Here is an 18,386-nt window from a genome sequence, read left to right as displayed (position 1 = left end):
GGAACAGGCCAATCGGGGCCGGCGGACAGAATCCGGCCGTCACGCGACGGCACCCCGGACGCAGTGCGTCCGGGGTGCCGTCGGCCGATCAGGGGGAGGGCGGGTCAGCGCTTGTCGCGCTTCATTCGCTCGGCGGCCTTCGCGGCCGTCTCCTGGACCTTGCCGGTCATCTTCTCCGCTGTGCCCTCGGCCTGCAGGCGAGGGTTGTCCGTCGCGTCGCCGGCCGCTTGCTTGATCTTGCCCTTGGTCTGCTTGGCCTTCGCCTTGGCCTGTTCCTTGTCCATGATGGGAATGTCCTTTCACCAGCGGTACGAGCGGTACCGCGGGTTCGATTGGCCTTCCGTCACCGCCTCTGCCCCACGCGTCGCACATCATGCGCGGCGGAGGCGTATCTCCGTGGCTTCTGGGAAGGTGCAGGAAGCAGGACGGAAGGGTGATGCCGGATGATTCCGGGAGCGGACAACGAACGCTTCACCGTCGCGGTGCAGACCGTGGACGGAGCCGTCGTCCTCGAGCTGGCCGGGGAACTGGACCACGACACGGCGCAGCCCCTGCGCGACGCCCTCGACGCGGCGGTCACCCAGGGTGGCCGGCTGGTCGTGGACCTGTCGGGGCTGGGCTTCTGCGATTCCACCGGGCTGAACGTGCTGCTGCACAGCAGGCTCTCGGCGCAGGAGGCCGGCGGCAGCCTGGAACTGACCGGGCTGCGCGGGTCGGTTGCCCGGATGTTCCACATCACCGGCGCGGACGGGGTCTTCCCCGTGCACGCCGATGTGGCCGAAGCACTGGGCGGGGCGAGCCGTCCGCCCGGCTAGCGCGGCGGACCTGGCTGCGCGGGCACGTGGCCGCGCGGAGTACGGATGCGCCACTCATGTCGACACGGAGGAGTCTGAGCGTCATGGAGGAGCGGGGGTCACCCGACCGGACCTGGTACCTGGTACTGGACGGGGCCACCGATGTCGTGACGCGCAGCCGCGAATTCGCCCGTCGGGCGCTGGCCGCCTGGCACTGGCTCCCGGCCGCCACGCCGGAGGACCGCGACACGGCCGAGGACGTGCTCCTCCTGGTGTCCGAGGTGGTCGCCAACGCCTGCCTGCACGGCGGCGGGCCGGGCGCGCTGCTGCTGGACTGCGACGACGAGCGGCTGCGGATCGAGGTGACCGACGGGAACCCGGCGCCGCCGGTCCCCCTGCGGGCGCGGTCGGCCTCGCAGACCGGGCAGCCCGGCGGGCACGGGCTGCTGATCGTGGACCGGCTGGCGCGCAGCTGGGGTTCCCAGCCGAAGCCGGACGGCAAATGCGTCTGGCTGGAAGTGGCCGCCCCCGCGACGGTCAGGAATCCGGTCAGGAATCCAGGGCCGCGATGACCTCGTCGGTGGCGCTGACCTTGCCGATGCGCGGGAAGATCTTGCCGAAGGTGTGGGCGTGGGACTCGGGGTCCGTGTCGGCGGTGGCGTCCTCCACGAAGACCAGGTCGTAGCTGAGCTCCCAGGCCGTACGCGCGGTGGACTCGACGCCGACGCTGGTGGAGATGCCCGCCAGGACGATGCGGTGGATGCCGCGCCGGCGCAGCTGGAGGTCCAGCTCGGTACCAGTGAAGGCGCCCCAGTGGCGCTTGGTGACGACCACGTCGGCGAGGGCCGCGAGGTCGGCCGGGATCTCGGAGAACGCGGCGGGCGGGGCGGCTGCCGGGCCCGGGCGGTCCACATTGGCGGTGGGCAGGTCGCCGCCGTCGGGGGACCAGGCCACCTTGACGAGGACCACGGGCAGCTTGCGGGCGTGGAACGCCTCCGCGAGCGCGATGCCCTTCTTGAGGATCTCGGCGGCGGGCCGGGTGATCGGCAGGTCCAGAATGCCCTTCTGCAGATCGATGACGACCAGGGCGGTGTCCTCGCCCAGGGCGAGGCGGTTCGGGTCAGCAGTCATTTTCCCGACATTATTGGGCATTCAGCCAAATCTGCAAGGCTCTAGAATGGGAACATGAGTACGAATACGGGGGAGTCCCGGCCTGCCCTGACCCCGGCGCTGGCCGGGGCGGAACTGGCCCGCTGGTACTGGACGCTGGCCGAGCTGAGCCCATCTCGCGCGCGAGATGGGCCTGTCGGCGGGGGGTGGGAAGGCCGCCGTCACGGCCCGGCTGACCGCCGCCCTCGACGGCCTGCCGGCCGAGCCCGCGCCGCCCCCGGCCCCCACCGCCCGCAGGGGCGGCCGCCAGCTCGCCGCCCCCGTCGACCGCGCGACCGTGATCCCGCAGGGCCAGCGGTGCAGCCAGGTGCTCCGGGAGTTCTTCGTCCGGGAGGTCGGGCCCGGCTTCCACTTCGACGCCTTCATGCGGGAGTACGTGGCCCAGGGCGCGGGCCGGACCCTCGCCGAGGCCGTCGCCCACTGGCACGCCACCCGCGCGCGGGCGGCCGAACCCCAGGAGGTCGCCGCCCAGTTCGAGTTCAACCGCTTCCTGCGCGACTGGCACGCACGCCACCCCGACAGCGCCCGCACCGAGGCCCTGGCCGCCTGGCGGGCCCACCGGGCCCGCCCCCGCGACTGACCTCGCCCCTCCGCCGGGCCGCTCAGGCGGCCGGTTCCGACTCCGGTACGGGCCCCGGTGCCGGCGCGGAGACCGGCTCCGGCAGCCGCCGGGCCAGCGCCCATGCGAGCACCGGCAGGACGGCGAGCGGCAGCAGGGCCACGCGCAGGGAGGTGGCGTCCGCGGCTGCGCCGATCAGCGGACTCGCGAGGCCGCCCACGCTGACGGTCAGGCCGAGGGTGACCCCGCCGGCCGTGCCCATCCGCGTGGGGAGGTAGTCCTGGCCCAGGGTGACCTGGAGCGAGAAGGGCACGTAGAGGGCGGCGGCGGCCAGCGCCGCGCACGGGTACACCAGCGGCAGCGGCAGGAAGAGGACCCCGGCGACGGCGGGCACGGCGGCGGCGTAGGCGCGGTGCACGGTGGCCACCCGGCCCCAGCGGCCGGCGAGGCGGCCGCCGAGCAGGGTCCCGCCCGCGCTGCCGGCGAACAGGGCGAACAGGGCGGCGGCGCCCGCGGTTCCACCGCCGCCGCGCTCGCGTACGTACAGGGCGACGAAGGTGCTCAGGCCGACGAAGACGACAGAACGGACGATCACCACCAGGGAGAGGCGGAGGAAGGCGGGCCGGTTCTCCTCCGGGGCGGGCGCGGGGGGTTCCTCCGACCGGGCGGCGGAGGCGGCCGCGCCGGCCCGGGCAGGCGGCCGGTTGAGGAGGACGCCCAGCGCCGCCGGGAGCGCCAGCAGCCACCATCCGGCCGGCCCGGGCACCGCCAGGGCGCCGACCACCAGCAGCGGCGCGCAGGCGAAGCCGATGTTGCCGCCGAGCGCGAACCAGCTCATCGCCGTGTGCCCGGCCCCGCCCACCGTGGCGCGCACCAGCCGGGCGGCAGCCGGGTGGTAGGCGGCGACGCCCAGCCCGGACAGGGCCACGGCGGCCACCGTGGCCGGGTACCCGGCGTCCAGCCCGACCAGGGCGATGCCGAGCCCGGCGGCGCCGGTGGCCAGCGGTATCAGCCAGGGCATCGGACGGCGGTCGGCCAGCATCCCGAACAGCGGCTGGACCACGGAGGAGAGCAGCGAGGCGGCGAGCACGATGCCGGACGCGGCGGCGTACCCGTACGCGCGCTCCGCCACGAGGAAGGGCACGAGCGCGGCGACGGCGCCCTGGTAGACGTCCACGCACGAGTGGCCCGCTGCGAGGGCCGCGGTGCGGCGCCGGACCGGAGTTGTTCTGATCGGTGACTTCACCGATCGAGAATCGCCCTCGCCGGGGGCATCCCGCTTCCGATAAATTGCCTGGTGATGCAGAAAAACCGCCAGCAGGGCATCCGTCACACGCCGCGGGCCGCGACCAGCATCCGCGAGCTCGACACCGACACGGGGATCGATCCCCACCGCCACGACGACCACCAGATCGCCTACGCCGGATCCGGGGTCCTCTCGATAACCACCGACGCCGGCACTTGGGTGGCCCCCGCGACCCGGGCCCTGTGGATCCCGGCCGGTACGGTGCACGAACACCGCGCCTTCGGCCGTACCGACCTGCACTCGGTGGGCCTGCCGACCCGGCTCAACCCGCTGTCCCTGGACGCGCCGGCCGTGATCGCCGTCGGTCCGCTGCTGCGCGAGCTGATCCTGGCCTACACCCGCGCCCCCGAGGACACCGGCCCCGAGCGGCGCCGGCTGCTCGCGGTACTCCTCGACCAGCTGCGGGCCTCGCCGCTCCAGCCGCTGCACCTGCCCGCCCCGGCCGATCCGCGGCTCGCGGCGGTGTGCGCGCTGCTGTACGCCGATCCGGCGGACCCGCGCGGGCTGGCCGCGCTCGCCGCGCAGGCGGGGGCCGGGGCGGGGGAGCGGACGCTGAGCCGGCTGTTCCGGGCCGAGCTGGGCATGACCTTCCCGCAGTGGCGCACCCAGCTGCGGCTGCACCGGGCACTGCGGCTGCTGGCGGTCGGCACCCCGGTGACGGCGGTCGCGCACCGCTGCGGGTGGTCGTCCGCGAGTGCGTTCATCGACGTCTTCCGCAAGGCCTTCGGACAGACGCCCGGGGCCTACGGACGGCCGTAGCGCAGGAGTACGACCCCGTTGCCGAAGGCGCGCGTGCCCTCCAGGCGCAGCGGCACCGGGCCGGCGTCGACGGGCGGGAACAGCGGCTTGCCGCGCCCGATCCGCACCGGGTGCACGCAGATGTGGTACGCGTCCACGAGGTCGTGGCGCAGGAACGAGGCGGCGAGATCGGCCCCGCTCAGGGCCAGGTCGCCGCCCGGGGCCGCCTTGAGCGCGGCGACCTCCGCCGGTACGACGTCCCGGACGACCGTGGAGTTCCAGGCGGCCTCGCCCTGCGGCAGGGTGCGCGAGTAGACGTATTTCGGAATGGACCGCCAGATGCCGGCGAACTCGGCCATCGGCCCGGTGATCGCGGGGTCGGTGTCGGCGGTCGGCCAGAAGTCGGCCATCAGCTCGTGCGTGACCCGGCCGGCCAGGAGTCCGCCCATCGTGCGGACTTCGTCGTTGAAGTACTGGTGCAGCTCGTCGTCGACGAAGTGCCAGTCGATCTGCCGCTCGGGTCCCTCGATGTATCCGTCGAGGGAGACCGACATCATGAGGACGATCTTCCGCATGAGGTCACGCTACATACTGACCGGTGTGAAGACCGAAGACGACACCGTGCTGTTCGACATCGAGGGCCGGACCGGGGTGGTCACCCTCAACCGCCCCGAGGCCCTCAACGCCCTCACCCACCCCATGGTGCTGCGGATCGACGAGACCCTCACCGGCTGGGCGCGGGACCCCGCCGTCCACCAGGTCCTGATCCGCGGCGCCGGTGAGCGCGGCCTGTGCGCGGGCGGGGACATCCGGGCCATCCACGACGACGCCAAGGCCGGGAACACGGCCTCCGCGGACTTCTGGCGCGACGAGTACCGCCTGAACGCCCGCATCGCCCGCTACCCCAAGCCGTACATCGCCCTGATGGACGGCATCGTCATGGGCGGCGGTGTCGGCGTCTCCGCCCACGGCCGCGTCCGCGTCGTCACCGAGCGCTCCCGCGTCGCCATGCCCGAGACCGGCATCGGCTTCGTCCCCGACATCGGCGGGACCTGGCTGCTCGGCCGCGCACCCGGCCGGCTCGGCACCCATCTCGCCCTCACCGGCGCGGCCGTGGGCGCCGCCGACGCGCTGCTGTGCGGACTCGCCGACCACTTCGTCCCCGCCGGGCGGCTCCCCGAGCTGACCGCCGAGCTCGCCGCGGCCCCCGTCCACGAGGTGCTGCCCCGGTACGCCGCCACGCCCCCGCCAGGCGACCTCGCCGACCGGCGGGCCTGGATCGACCACTGCTACGCCGCGGACACCGTCGAGGAGATCGTGGACCGGCTGCTCGGCCAGGGCGAGCCGGCCGCCAAGGAGGCCGCCGAGACGATCCTGGCCAAGTCCCCGACCGCGCTGAAGGTCACCCTCGCCGCCCTGCGCCGGGCCGCGGCCCTCGGCTCGCTGGAGCGGGTGCTGGCCCAGGAGTTCCGGGTCTCCTGCAAGGCCCTGGCCTCCCCCGATCTGGTGGAGGGCATCCGGGCCCAGGTCGTCGACAAGGACCGCAGGCCGCGCTGGTCGCCGTCCGTCCTGGCGGACGTGGCCGACGCGGACGTGGAGCGCTTCTTCGCCCCGCCCGGCTCCGGCGACCTCACCTTCGGCTGACCCGGGCCGCGCCGGGCGACAGGGCCTAGGGGGGTGTCTTGCCGATCAGGCCGGGCTCGCGGCGTCCGGCACCGCGCCTCGCCGCGTTGTCGTCGGTCGCCGACGTCCCCCAGCTACCGCTGGGAGGTGCCCCCACCGCGTCGACTCTCCCCCAGACTCCGTCCGGGGGGACCCCCATCCTCGGCCTTGCGATCCACGGCACCAGACGCCGCTCCCTGATCCGGCCTGATCGGCAAGACACCCCCTACGAGCCGACGTACTCCCGCAGGTGCCGGGCGGTCAGCGTGTCCGCTCCGGCCACCAGCGCGGCCGGGGTGCCCTCGAAGACGACCTAGCCGCCGGCGTGGCCGCCGCCCGGGCCGATGTCGATCAGCCAGTCGGCGTGCGCCATCACCGCCTGGTGGTGCTCGATGACGATCACCGAGTTCCCGCTGTCGACGAGCCGGTCCAGCAGGGCGAGGAGCTTGTCCCGGTGTAGTGAGTTGTCTGGTGAGTGCTCGGAGGGCCCGGAGATGGCGAAGGACCGGAGCGGCGCGGGTGATCCCGTCCGCACGCTGGAGCTGCTGTGGCGCGAGCCCGGGCAGGAGCCGCAGCCCGGGCGGCGCGGCCCGCGGCAGGGGCTCAGCGTGGACGCCGTGGTGCGGGCCGCGATCGCCCTCGCCGACGAGGAGGGGCTGGCCGCGCTGACCATGCGGGCGCTGGCCCAGCGGCTCGGGGTGACGCCGATGACCCTCTACACGTACGTCCCCGGCAAGGCCGAGTTGCTCGACCTCATGCTGGACGAGGCGTACCGGCACATGGACCGCCGGGAGGCGGGCCCCGGCGAGACGTGGCCGGTGAAGGTCACCCGCGTCGCCGACGACAACCGCGACCTGCTCGGCCGCCACCCCTGGATCGCGGACCTCCCGGCCACCCGTCCGCCGCTGGGCCCCGGCGTGATCGCCAAGTACGAGCACGAGCTGGCGGCCTTCGACGGCATCGGGCTCACCGACACCGAGATGGACGCCGCGCTGACCCACCTCCTCGGCTTCGTCCACGCCAACGCGCTGGCCGCGGCCGACGCCGCCGACCACAACAGCCGCCAGAGCGACGAGGAGTGGTGGGCCGTCAGCGCTCCGCTGCTGGAGCGGGCCATGGACCCCGAGCGCTACCCCCTCGCCGGCCGCGTCGGCAGCGCGGTCGGCGGCTACAGCCCGGAGACGGTCTGGGCCTTCGGCCTCCGCTGCGTCCTGGACGGGCTGGCCCGCCTGATCGAGGAGCGCGACGTCCGGCGCGCTTCCTGACGGTGTCTCATATGGCTTCTGACCTGGCCTTTCATGCTGTTCCGGCGTATGATTTCCCTCTTGGGGAAGGGGACTTCATGGACCGGAACATACGCTCGGTGGACGACGTACTCGGCCTCCTGGACGGCCTGTTCGCCTCGGAGGCCGACCGCTGGACGGCCGACGGAGCCTCCTGGTGGGACGGCTTCTACGCCGACCGCTCGAAGCCGGTGCCGTTCTTCGTGGCGAAGCCGGACGAGAACCTGGTCTCGTACCTCGACCGCGGCCTCATCACCCCGGGGCGCGCCCTCGACCTGGGCTGCGGGCCCGGCCGCAACGCCCTCCACCTCGCCTCCCTGGGCTTCGAGGTGGACGCCGTCGACCTGTCACCGGCGGCCATCGCCTGGGCCGGGGACCGCGCCCGCGAGGCGGGGGCCGACATCCGCTTCCACTGCGGCGACGCCTTCGCCCTCGCCGCCACCGAGCTGACCGGCCCCTACGACCTGATCTACGACTCCGGCTGCTTCCACCACCTGCCACCCCACCGCCGCATCAGCTACCGCGCCCTCCTCGACCGCGCCCTCGCCCCCGGCGGCCACCTCGCGCTCACCTGCTTCGCAGCAGGCGAGATGGGCTCCGAACTCTCCGACGCGGCCTTCTACCGCCAGGCCCGGCTCGACGGCGGACTCGCCTACACGCCCGAGTCGCTGCGCTGGATCTTCTCCGACCTCACGGAGGTCGAACTCCGCCGCATGCACGACGAAGCGTCCACATCCCCGCTCTTCGGTGAACCCTTCCTCTGGACGGCCCTCTTCCGCCGGGACGCCGTCTAGGTCCTGGTCGCCACGGCACGAGGCCGAGTTGGCTTGAGCCCCGACCATTCCTCCTGGTCAGCGGCGCTCATTGGTCTTTCTGCTGAGGGAATTCGGCGTCCATGGTTCGGAAAGCACATTGCGTACAGCGGTGTTGACGGATGGGATTGCCCAGGTCACGAGAGGAACCGCATGACATCCATGCTCGACGGCTGCACACCCTGGCCCGAGGAGTTCGTCGACCGCTACTGGGCGGCCGGGCACTGGCGTGGCAACACGCTGGACAACCTGCTGCGCGGCTGGGCCCTGCAGTACGGACCGCGGACCGCGCTCGTGCAGGACGGCACCCGCATCACGTACGCGGGCCTGAACCGGCGCGTGGACCGCATGGCCGCCGGATTCCGGCTGCGCGGCCTGCGGCCCGGGCAACGGGTCGTCGTCCAGCTTCCGAACGTTCCCGAGTTCGTCATCACCGTGTTCGCGCTGATGCGCGCCGGCGTGGTCCCCGTGCTCTGCCCGGTCCCGCACCGCGCGTCCGGGGTGTCCCACCTCGTGCGGGTCACCCAGGCCGTCGGCTACGTCGGTCCCTCGACGTACGAGGGCTTCGACCACACGGCCATGGCCGCGGACATCGCGGCCCGAGGGCCCTTCCTGCGGCGGGTGTTCACCCTTGAGGCGCCGGGCGCCCCGTCCCCGTACGGCGGCCTCACGACCGACCCGGCGGGCTGCCAGTACAGCCCGCTGGGCTCCATCGACGCCGCGCCCGAGCCGGCCCTCGCGCAGCGCGCCGACCAGGTGGCGTTCTTCCTGCTCTCCGGCGGTGGCGCCGCGGCGCCCACGCTCGTTCCGCGCACCCACGACGACTACGCCTACCAGGCGCGGGCCGCCGCCGAGCTGGTGTCGCTCACCGAGAACGACGTGTACCTCGCCGCGCTGCCCGCCGGGTTCAACTTCGCCTTCGGCGGCCCCGGCATCGTCGGCACCCTCTCCGTCGGCGGCACCGTCGTCCTGGTCGAGAGTCAGGGCCCCGCCGAATGCCTTGCGGCCATCGGACGGGAGCGGGTCACCATCACGTCGGTGGTGCCCGCCGTCGCCCGGCTCTGGCTCGACGTACGTCCCACGGTCCAGGCCGACGTGAGCAGTCTGCGGCTCGTGCAGATCGGCGGCGCGCCCTTGCACCGGGCGACCGCCGAACGGATGGGCCCCGAATGGGGCTGTCGCCTCCAGCAGGTCTTCGGCACGGCTGAGGGGCCGCTCACTCTCACCCGGCCCGCCGATCCGGACGAGACGGTGCTCACCACGCAGGGCCGCCCGCTCTCGCCCGACGACGAGATCCGCATCGTCGACGCCGACGGCAAGGACCTGCCCGACGGGGAGCCCGGCGAACTCCTCGCCCGCGGTCCCTACACCCTGCGGGGCTACTACCGGGCGCCCGACCACAACGCGCGCTCCTTCACCACCGACGGCTACTTCCGCACCGGCGACCTCGCGCGGCGCACCCCGGACGGCAACCTGGTGGTGACCGGCCGCCTCAAGGACGCCCCGCGGCGGGCTGACCACGAAGACCCCTCCGGCCCGTGACGGGCCGGGCCGGCCGCCGGCCCGGGCAGGTCACAGCACTAGCGGTAGCCGGTGGCATTCGCCGGGCGGCCGGGGTCCTGGACCTCGACCATGTACCGCCAGGTGTCCGGGCGGCTGCCGTCGAGATCCGTGAAGCCGTAGACCCGGGCGAGCTGCCCGCTGGAGAGGGACCGGCCGTTCCAGCGCGCCACGTCCGGGTCGGCGGCCAGCGCCGCGACCGCCCGGCCCACGTACGACGGGGTCTCGGAGATGCAGAAGTGGGGGACCGCCGCCAGCGCGTCCCGCCAGTTCTCCTCCTTCACACCGAAGGCGTCGAGCATCATCTCCGAGCGCAGCCAGCCCGGTGTCAGCGCCACCGCCGTTCCCCCGCGCGGGCCCAGCTCGTGCCCGAGGGCGAACGCCATGCGCAGGACGGAGGACTTGGCGATGTCGTAGAAGAACGACACCCGGTAGCGGCTCGCGTTGTACTCGGCGGTGCCGTCCGTCATCTCCACCACCAGCCCGCCCGGCTCGCGCAGCAGCAGCGGCAGCGCGAAGTGGCTGGTGACGGCATGGGTTTCCACCGCCAGCCGCAGCAGCCGCAGCCCCTTGTCCAGGTCGTGCTCCCAGACCGTGCTGTCCCACTCGAAGAGCAGCTCCCCGCCCCAGACGTCGTTGACCAGAACGTCGAGGCGCCCCTGCTCGCTGTCGATCCGCCCGACCAGGGCCTCGACCTCGCCCGGCACCAGATGGTCGGCCACCACCGGGATCCCGCGTCCGCCCGCGGCCGTCACCAGCTCGGCGGTCTCCTCGATGGTCTCGGGCCGGTCGTACTCCGACCGCTTCCCGCGGGTGCTGCGCCCCGACACGTACACGGTCGCGCCCCGCGCGCCCAACTGGACCGCGATGCCCCGGCCCGCGCCCCGCGTCGCCCCGGCCACGAGGGCGACCTTGCCTTCGAGTGTGCGCTGTGCTTCCGCCATGGCCCGACCCTACGACGCCTCCCCCTGCCGCGGCCCGCCGAACACGGCGACCCCCGCCAGGGACAGCAGCAGCCCCCCGGCCGCCGCGCAGAGGGCCGGGCCCGGCCCCCACAGCGTCCAGGCAGCCCCGACGAGCAGGGAGCCCGCGAACCGGGCCAGCGCCTGCGCCGTCTGGAGCACCGCGAGCCCGGTGGTGCGCAGTCCGGCCGGGAGCAGCGGCCCGGCCGCGGCCATCAGCACCCCGTCGGTGGCCGCGTAGAACAGGCCGAGCAGTACGAGGACGCCGACGACGAGCGGCGGCCCGGCCGGGACCGGGGCCAGGAGCAGCAGGCAGGCGCCGAGCAGCGGCACGTGCCCGCCGAGGAAGACCCGGCCGCGGCCGAACCGGTCGGCGAGCCGCCCCGCGGGCAGCGCGGCCAGCAGGAACACCGCCGCCGTGCCGACGGGCAGCAGCGGGAAGTACGCGGCCGGCAGGTCGAGCCGGCGCTGGAGCAGGAGGTAGAGGAAGGCGTCGCCGACCGTGAACAGGCCGAGCACGGCCGCGGTCGCGCAGAGCCGCGGCAGCCCGGGGATCCGTACGAGCGTGGCGACGCCCGGCAGCGGGGTGCGGACGGCGGGCGCGGGGGCCTCCCGTACGAACAGGACCAGCACGACCACCCCCAGCACCGCGACGCAGCAGCTCACGGTGAATACGGCCGCGTACCCGTCCACCACGGCCCACAGCACCCCGAACGCGGCCAGCGGCCCCAGCAGCGCGCCCGCCGTGTCCAGCGCACGGTGCACGCCGAAGGCGCGGCCCTGTGCCTCCGGCGGGCAGGACAGCGAGATCAGCGCGTCGCGCGGGGCGGTACGCAGGCCCTTGCCGGCCCGGTCGGCGCCGAGCACCGCCGCCACCGACCAGGGGGTGGCGACGGTGAGCAGGGCCGCCTTGCACGCGGCGGACAGCGCGTAGCCGATGCCCGCCACGAGTTTGCGGCGGCGGGTGCGGTCCGCGGCCCGGCCGCCCGCGAGGCGGAGCAGCGCGGTGGCGCCCTGGTAGAGCCCGTCCAGGGCGCCGAACGCGAGCGGGGACATTCCGAGCCCGGCCACCAGGTACAGCGGCAGGACGGCGGTGACCATCTCCGCCGAGACGTCCGTGAGCAGACTGACCAGGCCGAGCGCGAACACCGTGCCGGGGACGGCCCGCAGGGGGCCGCCCCGGGCCGGAGCGTGCCCGGCGATGTCCGCGGCCCGGCTGGTCGACAGGTACACGGATGCCTCCTCGGGGGTGTCCGGAACCAGCGGTGTCCGGAAACGGCGGTGTCTAGAACCAGTTGATGGTGAGCGGGAAGGCGGCGGTGACGGTCGCGCCCGTGGAGTCGGTGGCGGTGGCGGTCACCTGGACGGTGCCGCTGCCCCACGGCTTGCCGCTGATACGGCCGGTGCCGGCGTCGACGGTCAGGCCCCAGGGCAGGCCCGTGGCCGCGTAGCGGATCGGGGACTTGCCGCCCGTGGCGCTGAGCTGGATGGTGCAGGACTGGTTGAACTTGCAGGTCTGCGGGCCCGGATCGGCGAGCTTCAGGTCACCCGGGGTGGGCGTGGGGGTCGGGGTCGGGGTGGGGGTCGGAGTGGGTGTGGGTGTCGGAGTCGGCGTGGAGCCGCCGAACACCTCGCTGATCGGCTGGACGTTGGCCGCGTTGCCCGCGTGCGTGGCCGTGCCGAAGAGGTCCTCGAAGGTCCGCAGCAGGTGGTGGTGGTTGAACGCGGTGGTGTACTTGCCCGTCTTGACGTTCGCGCCGTAGAAGACGGTGGCGATCTGATTCGAGCCGAGGTAGTTGTCCTCGTCCCATGTCAGCACCAGCAGACTGTTGTTGGCCTTCGCCCACTGGGCGTAGGCGTCGATGTTGTTCTTCGTCCAGGTGTCTCCGGTGCCGACCGAGCACGAGTGCATGTCGTTGCACTGGTTGGGCACGACGAAGGACAGGTTCGGCAGGGCCGCGAAGTTGTTCTGCGGGAACTGCGCCCAGGTCTTGCCCGTGTTCAGCGGCACGTTCTTGAAGGCGAACCACGGGTTGTGCTTCTGCGCGTACTGGCCGTTCGTGCAGGCCGTGGAGCCCTCGCTCGGCAGGTCCTCGTTGTACGTCGCGAAGGTCTTGCCGGCCGCGATCAGCTCCTGGCCGAGGTTCGCCGCCGTCATCGACTGCGGGGTGTAGCAGCCGTCGCCCGTGATGCCCTGCGTGGCGCCGGAGAAGAGGTTGAAGTAGTTGGGCTGGCTGGGGTGGGTGAGCGCCTTCATGCCGGTCAGGCTCGCGCCCGCGTTCGCCAGCTGGTTGATGTACGGGGCGTTCGCGCTGCCGATGATCTCGCCGTACTGCTTGTTCTCGTACACGACGACGACCACGTGGTCATAGGTCGGAAGCGCCGCCGCAGCCGGTGCCGCAGCCGACCCGGTCGCGGAACTGCTCTCCGCCGCCTGCGAGTTGGCGACGGTGAAGGCGCCGAGCAGGCCGAGGGCGCCGAGTCCGGCCACGAGCGCGGACCAGCGGGTCCCCCGTCTCGGGCGAGCCGTGGGTGAGGGAGTGGGCATGGGTTTCCTCCTCGTAGGTGGTGTCATTCCTCGCGCCGGGCCGCACCGGCCACGCCGATGTTCAGGAACCGCGGTACGGGCCGCCCGCGGTGGCGGAACTCCTCCGCGACCGCGGCCCGCACCGCCGTCAGCCGGGCCTCGGGCAGCAGCACCAGCACGCTCCGCCCCGGCTCCGGTCCGGGCGGCCAGGCGCTCAGTGCCCCCGCCCGGCGGGCGCAGGCCACGGCCCGCGCCAGCTCCGCCGCCCGGTCCGCGCTCCCGTGGTCGCCGCGTACGGCGACGAGCACCAGCCGCGCTCCCGAGGCGGCCGGGTCGAAGGGGACGTACCGCTGCGGTCGGGGTCCGGCGCCCAGCAGCAGGGCCTCGCCGGGACGGGCGAAGAGCACCGCCCGCCGCAGGGCGCCGTCCCCGTCCGGCAGCGCGGCGGCCAGCAGCCGGGCCAGGTGCGCGCGGTCGGGCCGTTCGCCCGGCTCCGTGTGCACGTCGGCCACCGCGAGCGCCACCGCGCAGTCGGCGGGCTCCGCCGTGGCCAGCCCGGCGGCCGCCGTGAGCGAGCCCTGCACGTGCAGGTCGGTTCCGCCGCGGCCGAAGCCGGCCCGGGCCAGCGCCCGCAGCACGGCGTACGGCCGGACCGCCCACGCGGGGGCCGCGGGCGGCGGCCCGGACAGGGTCAGCGGCAGATCGCAGCTGTCCGCGGGGTGGCCCAGCGAGCTGAGCCGCACCAGGCCGTCGGTGCGGGGTGCCGCCGCGGCGGCCGTGGGCCAGCCCGCCGCCGCGACCAGTCCCGGGGACCCCAGGTGGAAGGCGTACGGGGCGCTCCACACGGCGACCGGGGCCCGACCGTGCGCGGCCTCCAGGGCGTAGGCGACGAGGCGGAAGAGCGGATCGGCGGTGGCCCGCCGGGCCAGGTCGCCTCCGGCGGGGTCGGCCGTGGGGGCGGCGGCCCCGGGCCGGCCTCCGGCGGGAGCGGTGATGGCTCGGCGGGCCAGGTCGCCTCCGGCCGGGGCGGTGGCTCCTGCGGTGCCGGGGCGGGTGGCGTCGGCCGGGGCGCCTGGTGCGGTGCGCGAGCCGGCGGCCTCGGGCGGGGCCGTTGCCGTCGCGCGGGCACCGGAGGCTTCGGGGGCCGTCATCGGGCGTCCTTGCGGGCCAGGAGGCGGTAGGCGTTGCCGCCGTCCGTGGTGCGGGCGGCCGCCGTGCGCAGGGCGTCGAGCACCGCCGCGCCGGCGAAGAACGGGAGCGACACCGCCCGTACCGCGTGGGCACGGGCCCGGGCGCGGGGCGTGGGCGGCGGGCCCCACGGGCGGTCCGGGTCCGGGGCCAGCCGCGTCGCGGTGAGGGCCACCGCGCCGAAGAAGTCGTTGCCCTGGTGGGCCGGGCCGTGCTCCTCGGTGAGCACGGTGAACCCCCGGTCGGCCAGCGCCTCGCGCAGGTTCGCGGCCGGCACCAGGTGCTGGTGCTGCGGCTGGAACCACGGCAGCCACGCCGGCCCGAGGAGCCGGGCCATGCGCGACTCCGGGTCGGGGACCTCGATCGTCAGGTACCCGCCGGGGGCGAGGACGGCGGCCGCCGCGTCCAGTTCGGCCAGCGGCTCCCGGGTGTGCTCCAGGTAGTGGTACATGCTGACCACCTCGTACTGGCCCGCCAGCTTCGACGCGAACTCGGGGAACTGGCCCTGGTACCCGGTCCCCACCCAGCCGCGGCGCTCGGCCGCACGCACCCCGTCGCCCATGTCGAGCCCGTCGAACCGGGTCCGCGGCCAGACGGCCCGCGCCGCGTTGCAGAAGTGGCCGTGCCCGGTGCCCACGTCGAGCCAGGACGAGGGCTCCGTGTGCGGCAGCAGCATCCGGGCGCGCGCCCGGTAGGCGGGGCCGAGCCGGCCGAAGACCGTGCCCGCGCCCTCGCCGCCGCGCCCGTCGTAGAAGTCGCGGTAGTAGAACTCCAGCCCCTGCGGGCTCAGCCGGGGATTCTGGAAGACGTGCCCGCAGTCCCCGCACTGCTCCAGGGTGAACCGGCCGGGCTTGCCCTGGAGCAGGTCGGGCACCCGGACCCGGACGGTGAGCCGGGGGGAGCCGCACCACGGGCAGTCCGGGCGGCGCGGTTCGAGGAAGCGCCCGGTGCCCGCCGCCAGGTCCGCCTGGTACGCGGCGGCCCGGTCGGTGTCCGGTTCGCCGGACCGGGTACGGGCGACCGCCGCGGCCGTACGCAGGGCAGCGCCGAGGGAGCGCAGCGGCCGGGCGGCGGTGGCCCCGGCCAGATCGGCGGGCCGCAGCGGGGAGCCGGGCCCGCCGAGGGCGAGGTACGGCTGGAGCCAGTACAGCCCGGCCGCGGCGACGCCCCACCGGCCCTGGCGCAGCGCGACGCCCGCCAGCAGGGCCAGCCCGGAGAGCTGGGCCGCGGCCAGCGCCCCGGCCGGCAGCCCCTGGGCCCGCAGCTCGGCGGCCCGGGCGGGCCCGGTCGCCTCGGTCTGCGGTCCGCAGCTCAGCGCGGGGGCGATGGCCAGGCCCGTGGCCCCGGCGGCGTACTCCTTCAAACGGCGGGTGAGCGCGAGGAGTTCCGCCGGACCGGGGCGCGGCCCGCCCGGTTCCACCCCGGCCCGGTCGAGCACCTCCTCGGCGACCAGCACGGCGAATCCCGCGCCGCGCCCTTCGCCGAGCCGGTCCTGGCGGTAGCGGCCCGGGTCGACGAGACGCAGCAGCCCCAGGGCCCGCTCGGTGGCCAGGTCGGCCGGCAGCAGGTCCAGTACCCGCAGCCCCTCCCGGTCGGCGTGCGCGCAGGCGGCGAGGAAGGTGACCGCGTCGGGCTCCACCCCTCGGGCGGTGAGGAGCCGCCACCCGGCGGCCCGCGGCACCCCGGCCGCGCCGGGCGGGACCGCGGGCAGCACGGGGATCGCCCGCAGCCGGCGGCCGGCCCGCACGGTGCCCGCGCCGAGCGCGGCCAGCACCACCGCGGAGGTCCACCGGACCCGGGTGATCGGGGGTGGCGTCATATCTTCTCCAACCGGTCGGCCGCGGCGGCGGCTCCGCCCGCCGCGGCGAATGAGGCCTGGATCCGCCGGGCGGACCGGCGGTGGCCGGGGTCGTCCAGCACGGCCGTGAGCGCGTCGCGCAGTTCCTCGGCCCGGGTCCTGCCGAACCGCACCCGCACCCCGGCCCCGGCCTCGACGACCTGCCGGGCCACGATCGGCTGGTCGTCCCGGATCGGCGCGACCACCAGCGGCAGCCCGTACGCGAGGGCCTCGCAGACGGTGTTGTGGCCGCCGTGGCAGACCACCGCGTCCAGGTGCGGCAGCAGCTCCAGCTGCGGGACCCTCTCCTGCAGCAGCAGGTGTCCCGGTGCGGACCCGACCAGCGCGGCCGGTGCCGCCAGTACCAACTGCACCTCCTCGGCGAGGCGTTCGGCGGCGCCCAGCACCGCCGCGTAGAACCGGCCGCCGGCCTCCTGGTTGAGGGTGCCCAGCGACACCAGCACCCGCCGCCGGGCCGGATCCAGGCGCTGCCAGGGGAATCCGGGGGCGGCAGGCCGGGCCCCGAAGGCCGGGCCGACGAAGGCGTAGTGCGGCGGGAAGCAGTCCCGCGCCCCCACGAGTTCGGGAGTGGAGAAGACCAGTACGAGCCGGTCCGAGAACCGCGGGTCCCAGTCCGGTCCCTCCGGCCCGAACTCCGCGAGCAGGCCGGAGATCTGCCCGGCCACCCATTCCCCGACCTTCGGGAAGTCCGCGAAGGGGCGGGTGAGTTCGGCCGAGGTACTGGCGGACGTCGCCCACGGGAGGCCGAGCCGTCGGGCCACCAGCGGCCCGGCCAGGGCCTGCTGGTCGGCGACCAGCAGGTCGGGCACGAACTCGTGGACGGCCCGGGTCACCCCCGGGACCATCGCCCGGGCCAGCGGCACCAGCGCCTCCTCCCACAGGAACCGCAGCGCCCCCACCCCGCGCAGATCGCGCCAGCGCTCGTGCAGCGTCGCGTAGCCGCCGCCCGCCTCCTCGCCGGCGGGCAGGATCCGGGCCGACGGCGGCAGCAGCCGGGCCAGCACCGCGGCCGGTCCGGTCCAGGCGACCTCATGTCCGCGGGCGGCCAGTTCGGCCCCGACGGCCACGGTCGGATTGACGTGCCCCGCCAGCGGCGGCACCGTGAAGAGCACCCTCATGGGACCAGCGCTCCCGCCCGCGGCACCGCCGCCACCGCCGATGTCGCGGCTGTCGCGGCCGTCGCGTCGAGATGGGCGAGCACGGTCTCCCGCAGGGCCCCGCTGCTCTCCTTGAGGACGTCGTGGCCGAGACCCGGCAGGATCCGCAGCGTGCCGTGCGGCGCGTGGCGGACCAGTTCCCGGGCGCCCGGCACCAGTTCGGAGTGCTCTCCGCAGACGACCAGCACCGGGCAGCGCAGTCGCGCGAAGTCGGCCGCGGTGAAGGTGCGGCTCGCGGCGATGTCGTCGATGAGCGAGGTGCGGTTGAGCAGGTCGTCGGCGATGGCGGTGAGATGAGCGGCCTTGCGCAGGCGCAGGGTGAGCAGCTCGGCGGGCACCGGGCTGTCCTCCAGGCTGAGCGCGGCGGCCGACAGGGTGTCGACCATGTTCTCCACCCAGGCGCCGCCGAGCGGGGGTTCGAGGAGGGTGAGACCGGCGACGAGGTCGGGCCGGGCCAGGGCGGCGTGCACCGCGAGGGTCCCGCCGTAGCTGTTGCCGACCAGGTGCACCGGGCGCTGCCCGAGGTCCAGCGCGCCGAGCAGCGCGAAGAGGTCCCGTACGGCGGTGCGTCCGTCGTAGCCGGTCGGGGGCCGTTCGGTACGGCCGTGGCCGCGCAGGTCGTAGAGGACGGCCTCGTGCCCGGACCGGGCCACCGGCACGGCCAGGGGACAGTAGAAAGAGGACAGGTTGTCGACGACCAGGCCGTGCAGGAAGACCACCACGGGCCGGTCGGGGCGGGCGGCCCCGGCGGTGGCCGGGAGCCGTTGGACGTGGAAGCGCAGGGAGTTGGCGGGGACGACGGCCATGGCG

The 18,386-nt window shown here is 74.7% G+C and carries 19 protein-coding genes and 1 pseudogene; 8 read left to right on the top strand and 12 right to left on the bottom strand.

Translation table 11 applies throughout. From position 1 onward, the window contains the following. Window positions 1-104: 104 nt before the first annotated feature. Window positions 105-284 (bottom strand): CsbD family protein, encoded by a 180-nt coding sequence (locus tag ACGFYQ_RS08060; RefSeq protein ID WP_393741184.1) that lies wholly within the window; start codon window positions 282-284, stop codon window positions 105-107. 159 nt (window positions 285-443) lie between these two features. Here ACGFYQ_RS08060 and ACGFYQ_RS08055 point away from each other — a divergent pair, with 159 nt between their 5' ends. Together ACGFYQ_RS08055 and ACGFYQ_RS08050 are read left to right on the top strand one after the other, a co-directional pair. Next, entirely contained in the window at window positions 444-815 is a 372-nt protein-coding gene (locus tag ACGFYQ_RS08055) for an STAS domain-containing protein (protein WP_393741182.1), read from the top strand. An 83-nt stretch (window positions 816-898) separates the two neighbouring features. Further along, window positions 899-1,366 (top strand): ATP-binding protein, encoded by a 468-nt coding sequence (locus tag ACGFYQ_RS08050; protein WP_393741180.1) that lies wholly within the window; start codon window positions 899-901, stop codon window positions 1,364-1,366. Here ACGFYQ_RS08050 and ACGFYQ_RS08045 read toward each other — a convergent pair. Continuing rightward, a complete protein-coding gene (locus tag ACGFYQ_RS08045; protein ID WP_393741178.1) occupies window positions 1,344-1,925 on the bottom strand; it encodes an isochorismatase family protein in 582 nt (193 codons plus the stop codon). The two genes, ACGFYQ_RS08050 and ACGFYQ_RS08045, sit on opposite strands and share 23 nt — an antisense overlap. A gap of 166 nt (window positions 1,926-2,091) precedes the next feature. Between ACGFYQ_RS08045 and ACGFYQ_RS08040 the strand changes: the two genes are divergently transcribed. Then, entirely contained in the window at window positions 2,092-2,544 is a 453-nt protein-coding gene (locus tag ACGFYQ_RS08040; protein ID WP_393741176.1) for a DUF6434 domain-containing protein, read from the top strand. Window positions 2,545-2,566: 22 nt separating this feature from the next. Here the strand turns inward: ACGFYQ_RS08040 and ACGFYQ_RS08035 are convergent, their stop codons facing one another. Further along, window positions 2,567-3,769, bottom strand: a complete 1,203-nt coding sequence (locus ACGFYQ_RS08035) for an MFS transporter (RefSeq protein WP_393741174.1) — start codon at window positions 3,767-3,769, stop codon at window positions 2,567-2,569. Between the two features lie 54 nt (window positions 3,770-3,823). Here ACGFYQ_RS08035 and ACGFYQ_RS08030 point away from each other — a divergent pair, with 54 nt between their 5' ends. After that, complete coding sequence (locus tag ACGFYQ_RS08030; RefSeq protein ID WP_393741172.1) at window positions 3,824-4,588, top strand: AraC family transcriptional regulator; 765 nt, start codon at window positions 3,824-3,826, stop codon at window positions 4,586-4,588. On the opposite strand, the gene ACGFYQ_RS08025 is transcribed toward ACGFYQ_RS08030, so the two are convergent. Beyond that, the gene (locus tag ACGFYQ_RS08025) at window positions 4,573-5,142 is read right to left on the bottom strand and encodes a dihydrofolate reductase family protein (protein WP_393741170.1); all 570 of its coding nucleotides are present in this window, start codon (window positions 5,140-5,142) and stop codon (window positions 4,573-4,575) included. The two genes, ACGFYQ_RS08030 and ACGFYQ_RS08025, sit on opposite strands and share 16 nt — an antisense overlap. A gap of 25 nt (window positions 5,143-5,167) precedes the next feature. Here ACGFYQ_RS08025 and ACGFYQ_RS08020 point away from each other — a divergent pair, with 25 nt between their 5' ends. Next, the gene (locus ACGFYQ_RS08020) at window positions 5,168-6,211 is read left to right on the top strand and encodes an enoyl-CoA hydratase/isomerase family protein (RefSeq protein WP_393741168.1); all 1,044 of its coding nucleotides are present in this window, start codon (window positions 5,168-5,170) and stop codon (window positions 6,209-6,211) included. A 244-nt stretch (window positions 6,212-6,455) separates the two neighbouring features. Here the strand turns inward: ACGFYQ_RS08020 and ACGFYQ_RS08015 are convergent. Beyond that, window positions 6,456-6,680 (bottom strand): annotated as a pseudogene (locus ACGFYQ_RS08015) (hypothetical protein); the annotation flags it as partial. A gap of 43 nt (window positions 6,681-6,723) precedes the next feature. On the opposite strand from ACGFYQ_RS08015, the gene ACGFYQ_RS08010 reads away from it, so the two are divergent. From ACGFYQ_RS08010 to ACGFYQ_RS08000, 3 genes are all read left to right on the top strand, one after another. Beyond that, window positions 6,724-7,494, top strand: a complete 771-nt coding sequence (locus ACGFYQ_RS08010; protein WP_393741166.1) for a TetR/AcrR family transcriptional regulator — start codon at window positions 6,724-6,726, stop codon at window positions 7,492-7,494. Window positions 7,495-7,571: 77 nt separating this feature from the next. After that, window positions 7,572-8,306 carry a class I SAM-dependent methyltransferase gene (locus ACGFYQ_RS08005; RefSeq protein ID WP_393741164.1) on the top strand — a complete coding sequence of 245 codons (735 nt, stop codon included), beginning with the start codon at window positions 7,572-7,574 and terminating at the stop codon, window positions 8,304-8,306. 171 nt (window positions 8,307-8,477) lie between these two features. Beyond that, window positions 8,478-9,866 carry a (2,3-dihydroxybenzoyl)adenylate synthase gene (locus ACGFYQ_RS08000; RefSeq protein WP_393741162.1) on the top strand — a complete coding sequence of 463 codons (1,389 nt, stop codon included), beginning with the start codon at window positions 8,478-8,480 and terminating at the stop codon, window positions 9,864-9,866. 38 nt (window positions 9,867-9,904) lie between these two features. Here the strand turns inward: ACGFYQ_RS08000 and ACGFYQ_RS07995 are convergent, their stop codons facing one another. From ACGFYQ_RS07995 to ACGFYQ_RS07965, 7 genes are read right to left on the bottom strand one after another with little or no spacing between them, the layout of a single operon-like run. After that, window positions 9,905-10,828: an SDR family oxidoreductase gene (locus tag ACGFYQ_RS07995; RefSeq protein ID WP_393741160.1), complete on the bottom strand. Its 924-nt coding sequence runs from the start codon at window positions 10,826-10,828 to the stop codon at window positions 9,905-9,907. 9 nt (window positions 10,829-10,837) lie between these two features. Beyond that, window positions 10,838-12,079 carry an MFS transporter gene (locus ACGFYQ_RS07990; RefSeq protein ID WP_393741158.1) on the bottom strand — a complete coding sequence of 414 codons (1,242 nt, stop codon included), beginning with the start codon at window positions 12,077-12,079 and terminating at the stop codon, window positions 10,838-10,840. A 52-nt stretch (window positions 12,080-12,131) separates the two neighbouring features. Then, the gene (locus ACGFYQ_RS07985) at window positions 12,132-13,394 is read right to left on the bottom strand and encodes an alkaline phosphatase family protein (protein WP_393741156.1); all 1,263 of its coding nucleotides are present in this window, start codon (window positions 13,392-13,394) and stop codon (window positions 12,132-12,134) included. Window positions 13,395-13,417: 23 nt separating this feature from the next. Beyond that, complete coding sequence (locus ACGFYQ_RS07980; RefSeq protein ID WP_393741154.1) at window positions 13,418-14,524, bottom strand: galactokinase; 1,107 nt, start codon at window positions 14,522-14,524, stop codon at window positions 13,418-13,420. Beyond that, window positions 14,521-16,380 (bottom strand): methyltransferase domain-containing protein, encoded by a 1,860-nt coding sequence (locus ACGFYQ_RS07975; RefSeq protein WP_393741152.1) that lies wholly within the window; start codon window positions 16,378-16,380, stop codon window positions 14,521-14,523. Before ACGFYQ_RS07975 ends, ACGFYQ_RS07980 begins: the two co-directional genes overlap by 4 nt. Beyond that, window positions 16,377-17,537, bottom strand: coding sequence for a glycosyltransferase (locus ACGFYQ_RS07970; protein ID WP_393741150.1), 1,161 nt, complete (start codon window positions 17,535-17,537; stop codon window positions 16,377-16,379). The genes ACGFYQ_RS07975 and ACGFYQ_RS07970 overlap by 4 nt, the downstream gene beginning before the upstream one ends. Next, the gene (locus ACGFYQ_RS07965) at window positions 17,534-18,382 is read right to left on the bottom strand and encodes an alpha/beta fold hydrolase (protein WP_393741148.1); all 849 of its coding nucleotides are present in this window, start codon (window positions 18,380-18,382) and stop codon (window positions 17,534-17,536) included. Before ACGFYQ_RS07965 ends, ACGFYQ_RS07970 begins: the two co-directional genes overlap by 4 nt. Between the last annotated feature and the right edge of the window lie 4 nt (window positions 18,383-18,386).

Source organism: Streptomyces sp. NPDC048258 (assembly GCF_043201995.1).
In the GTDB taxonomy this organism is placed as follows: Bacteria; Actinomycetota; Actinomycetes; order Streptomycetales; family Streptomycetaceae; genus Streptomyces.
The sequence above is the reverse complement of the archived record's forward strand: the minus strand, read 5'-3'. Positions and strand labels throughout refer to the sequence as shown.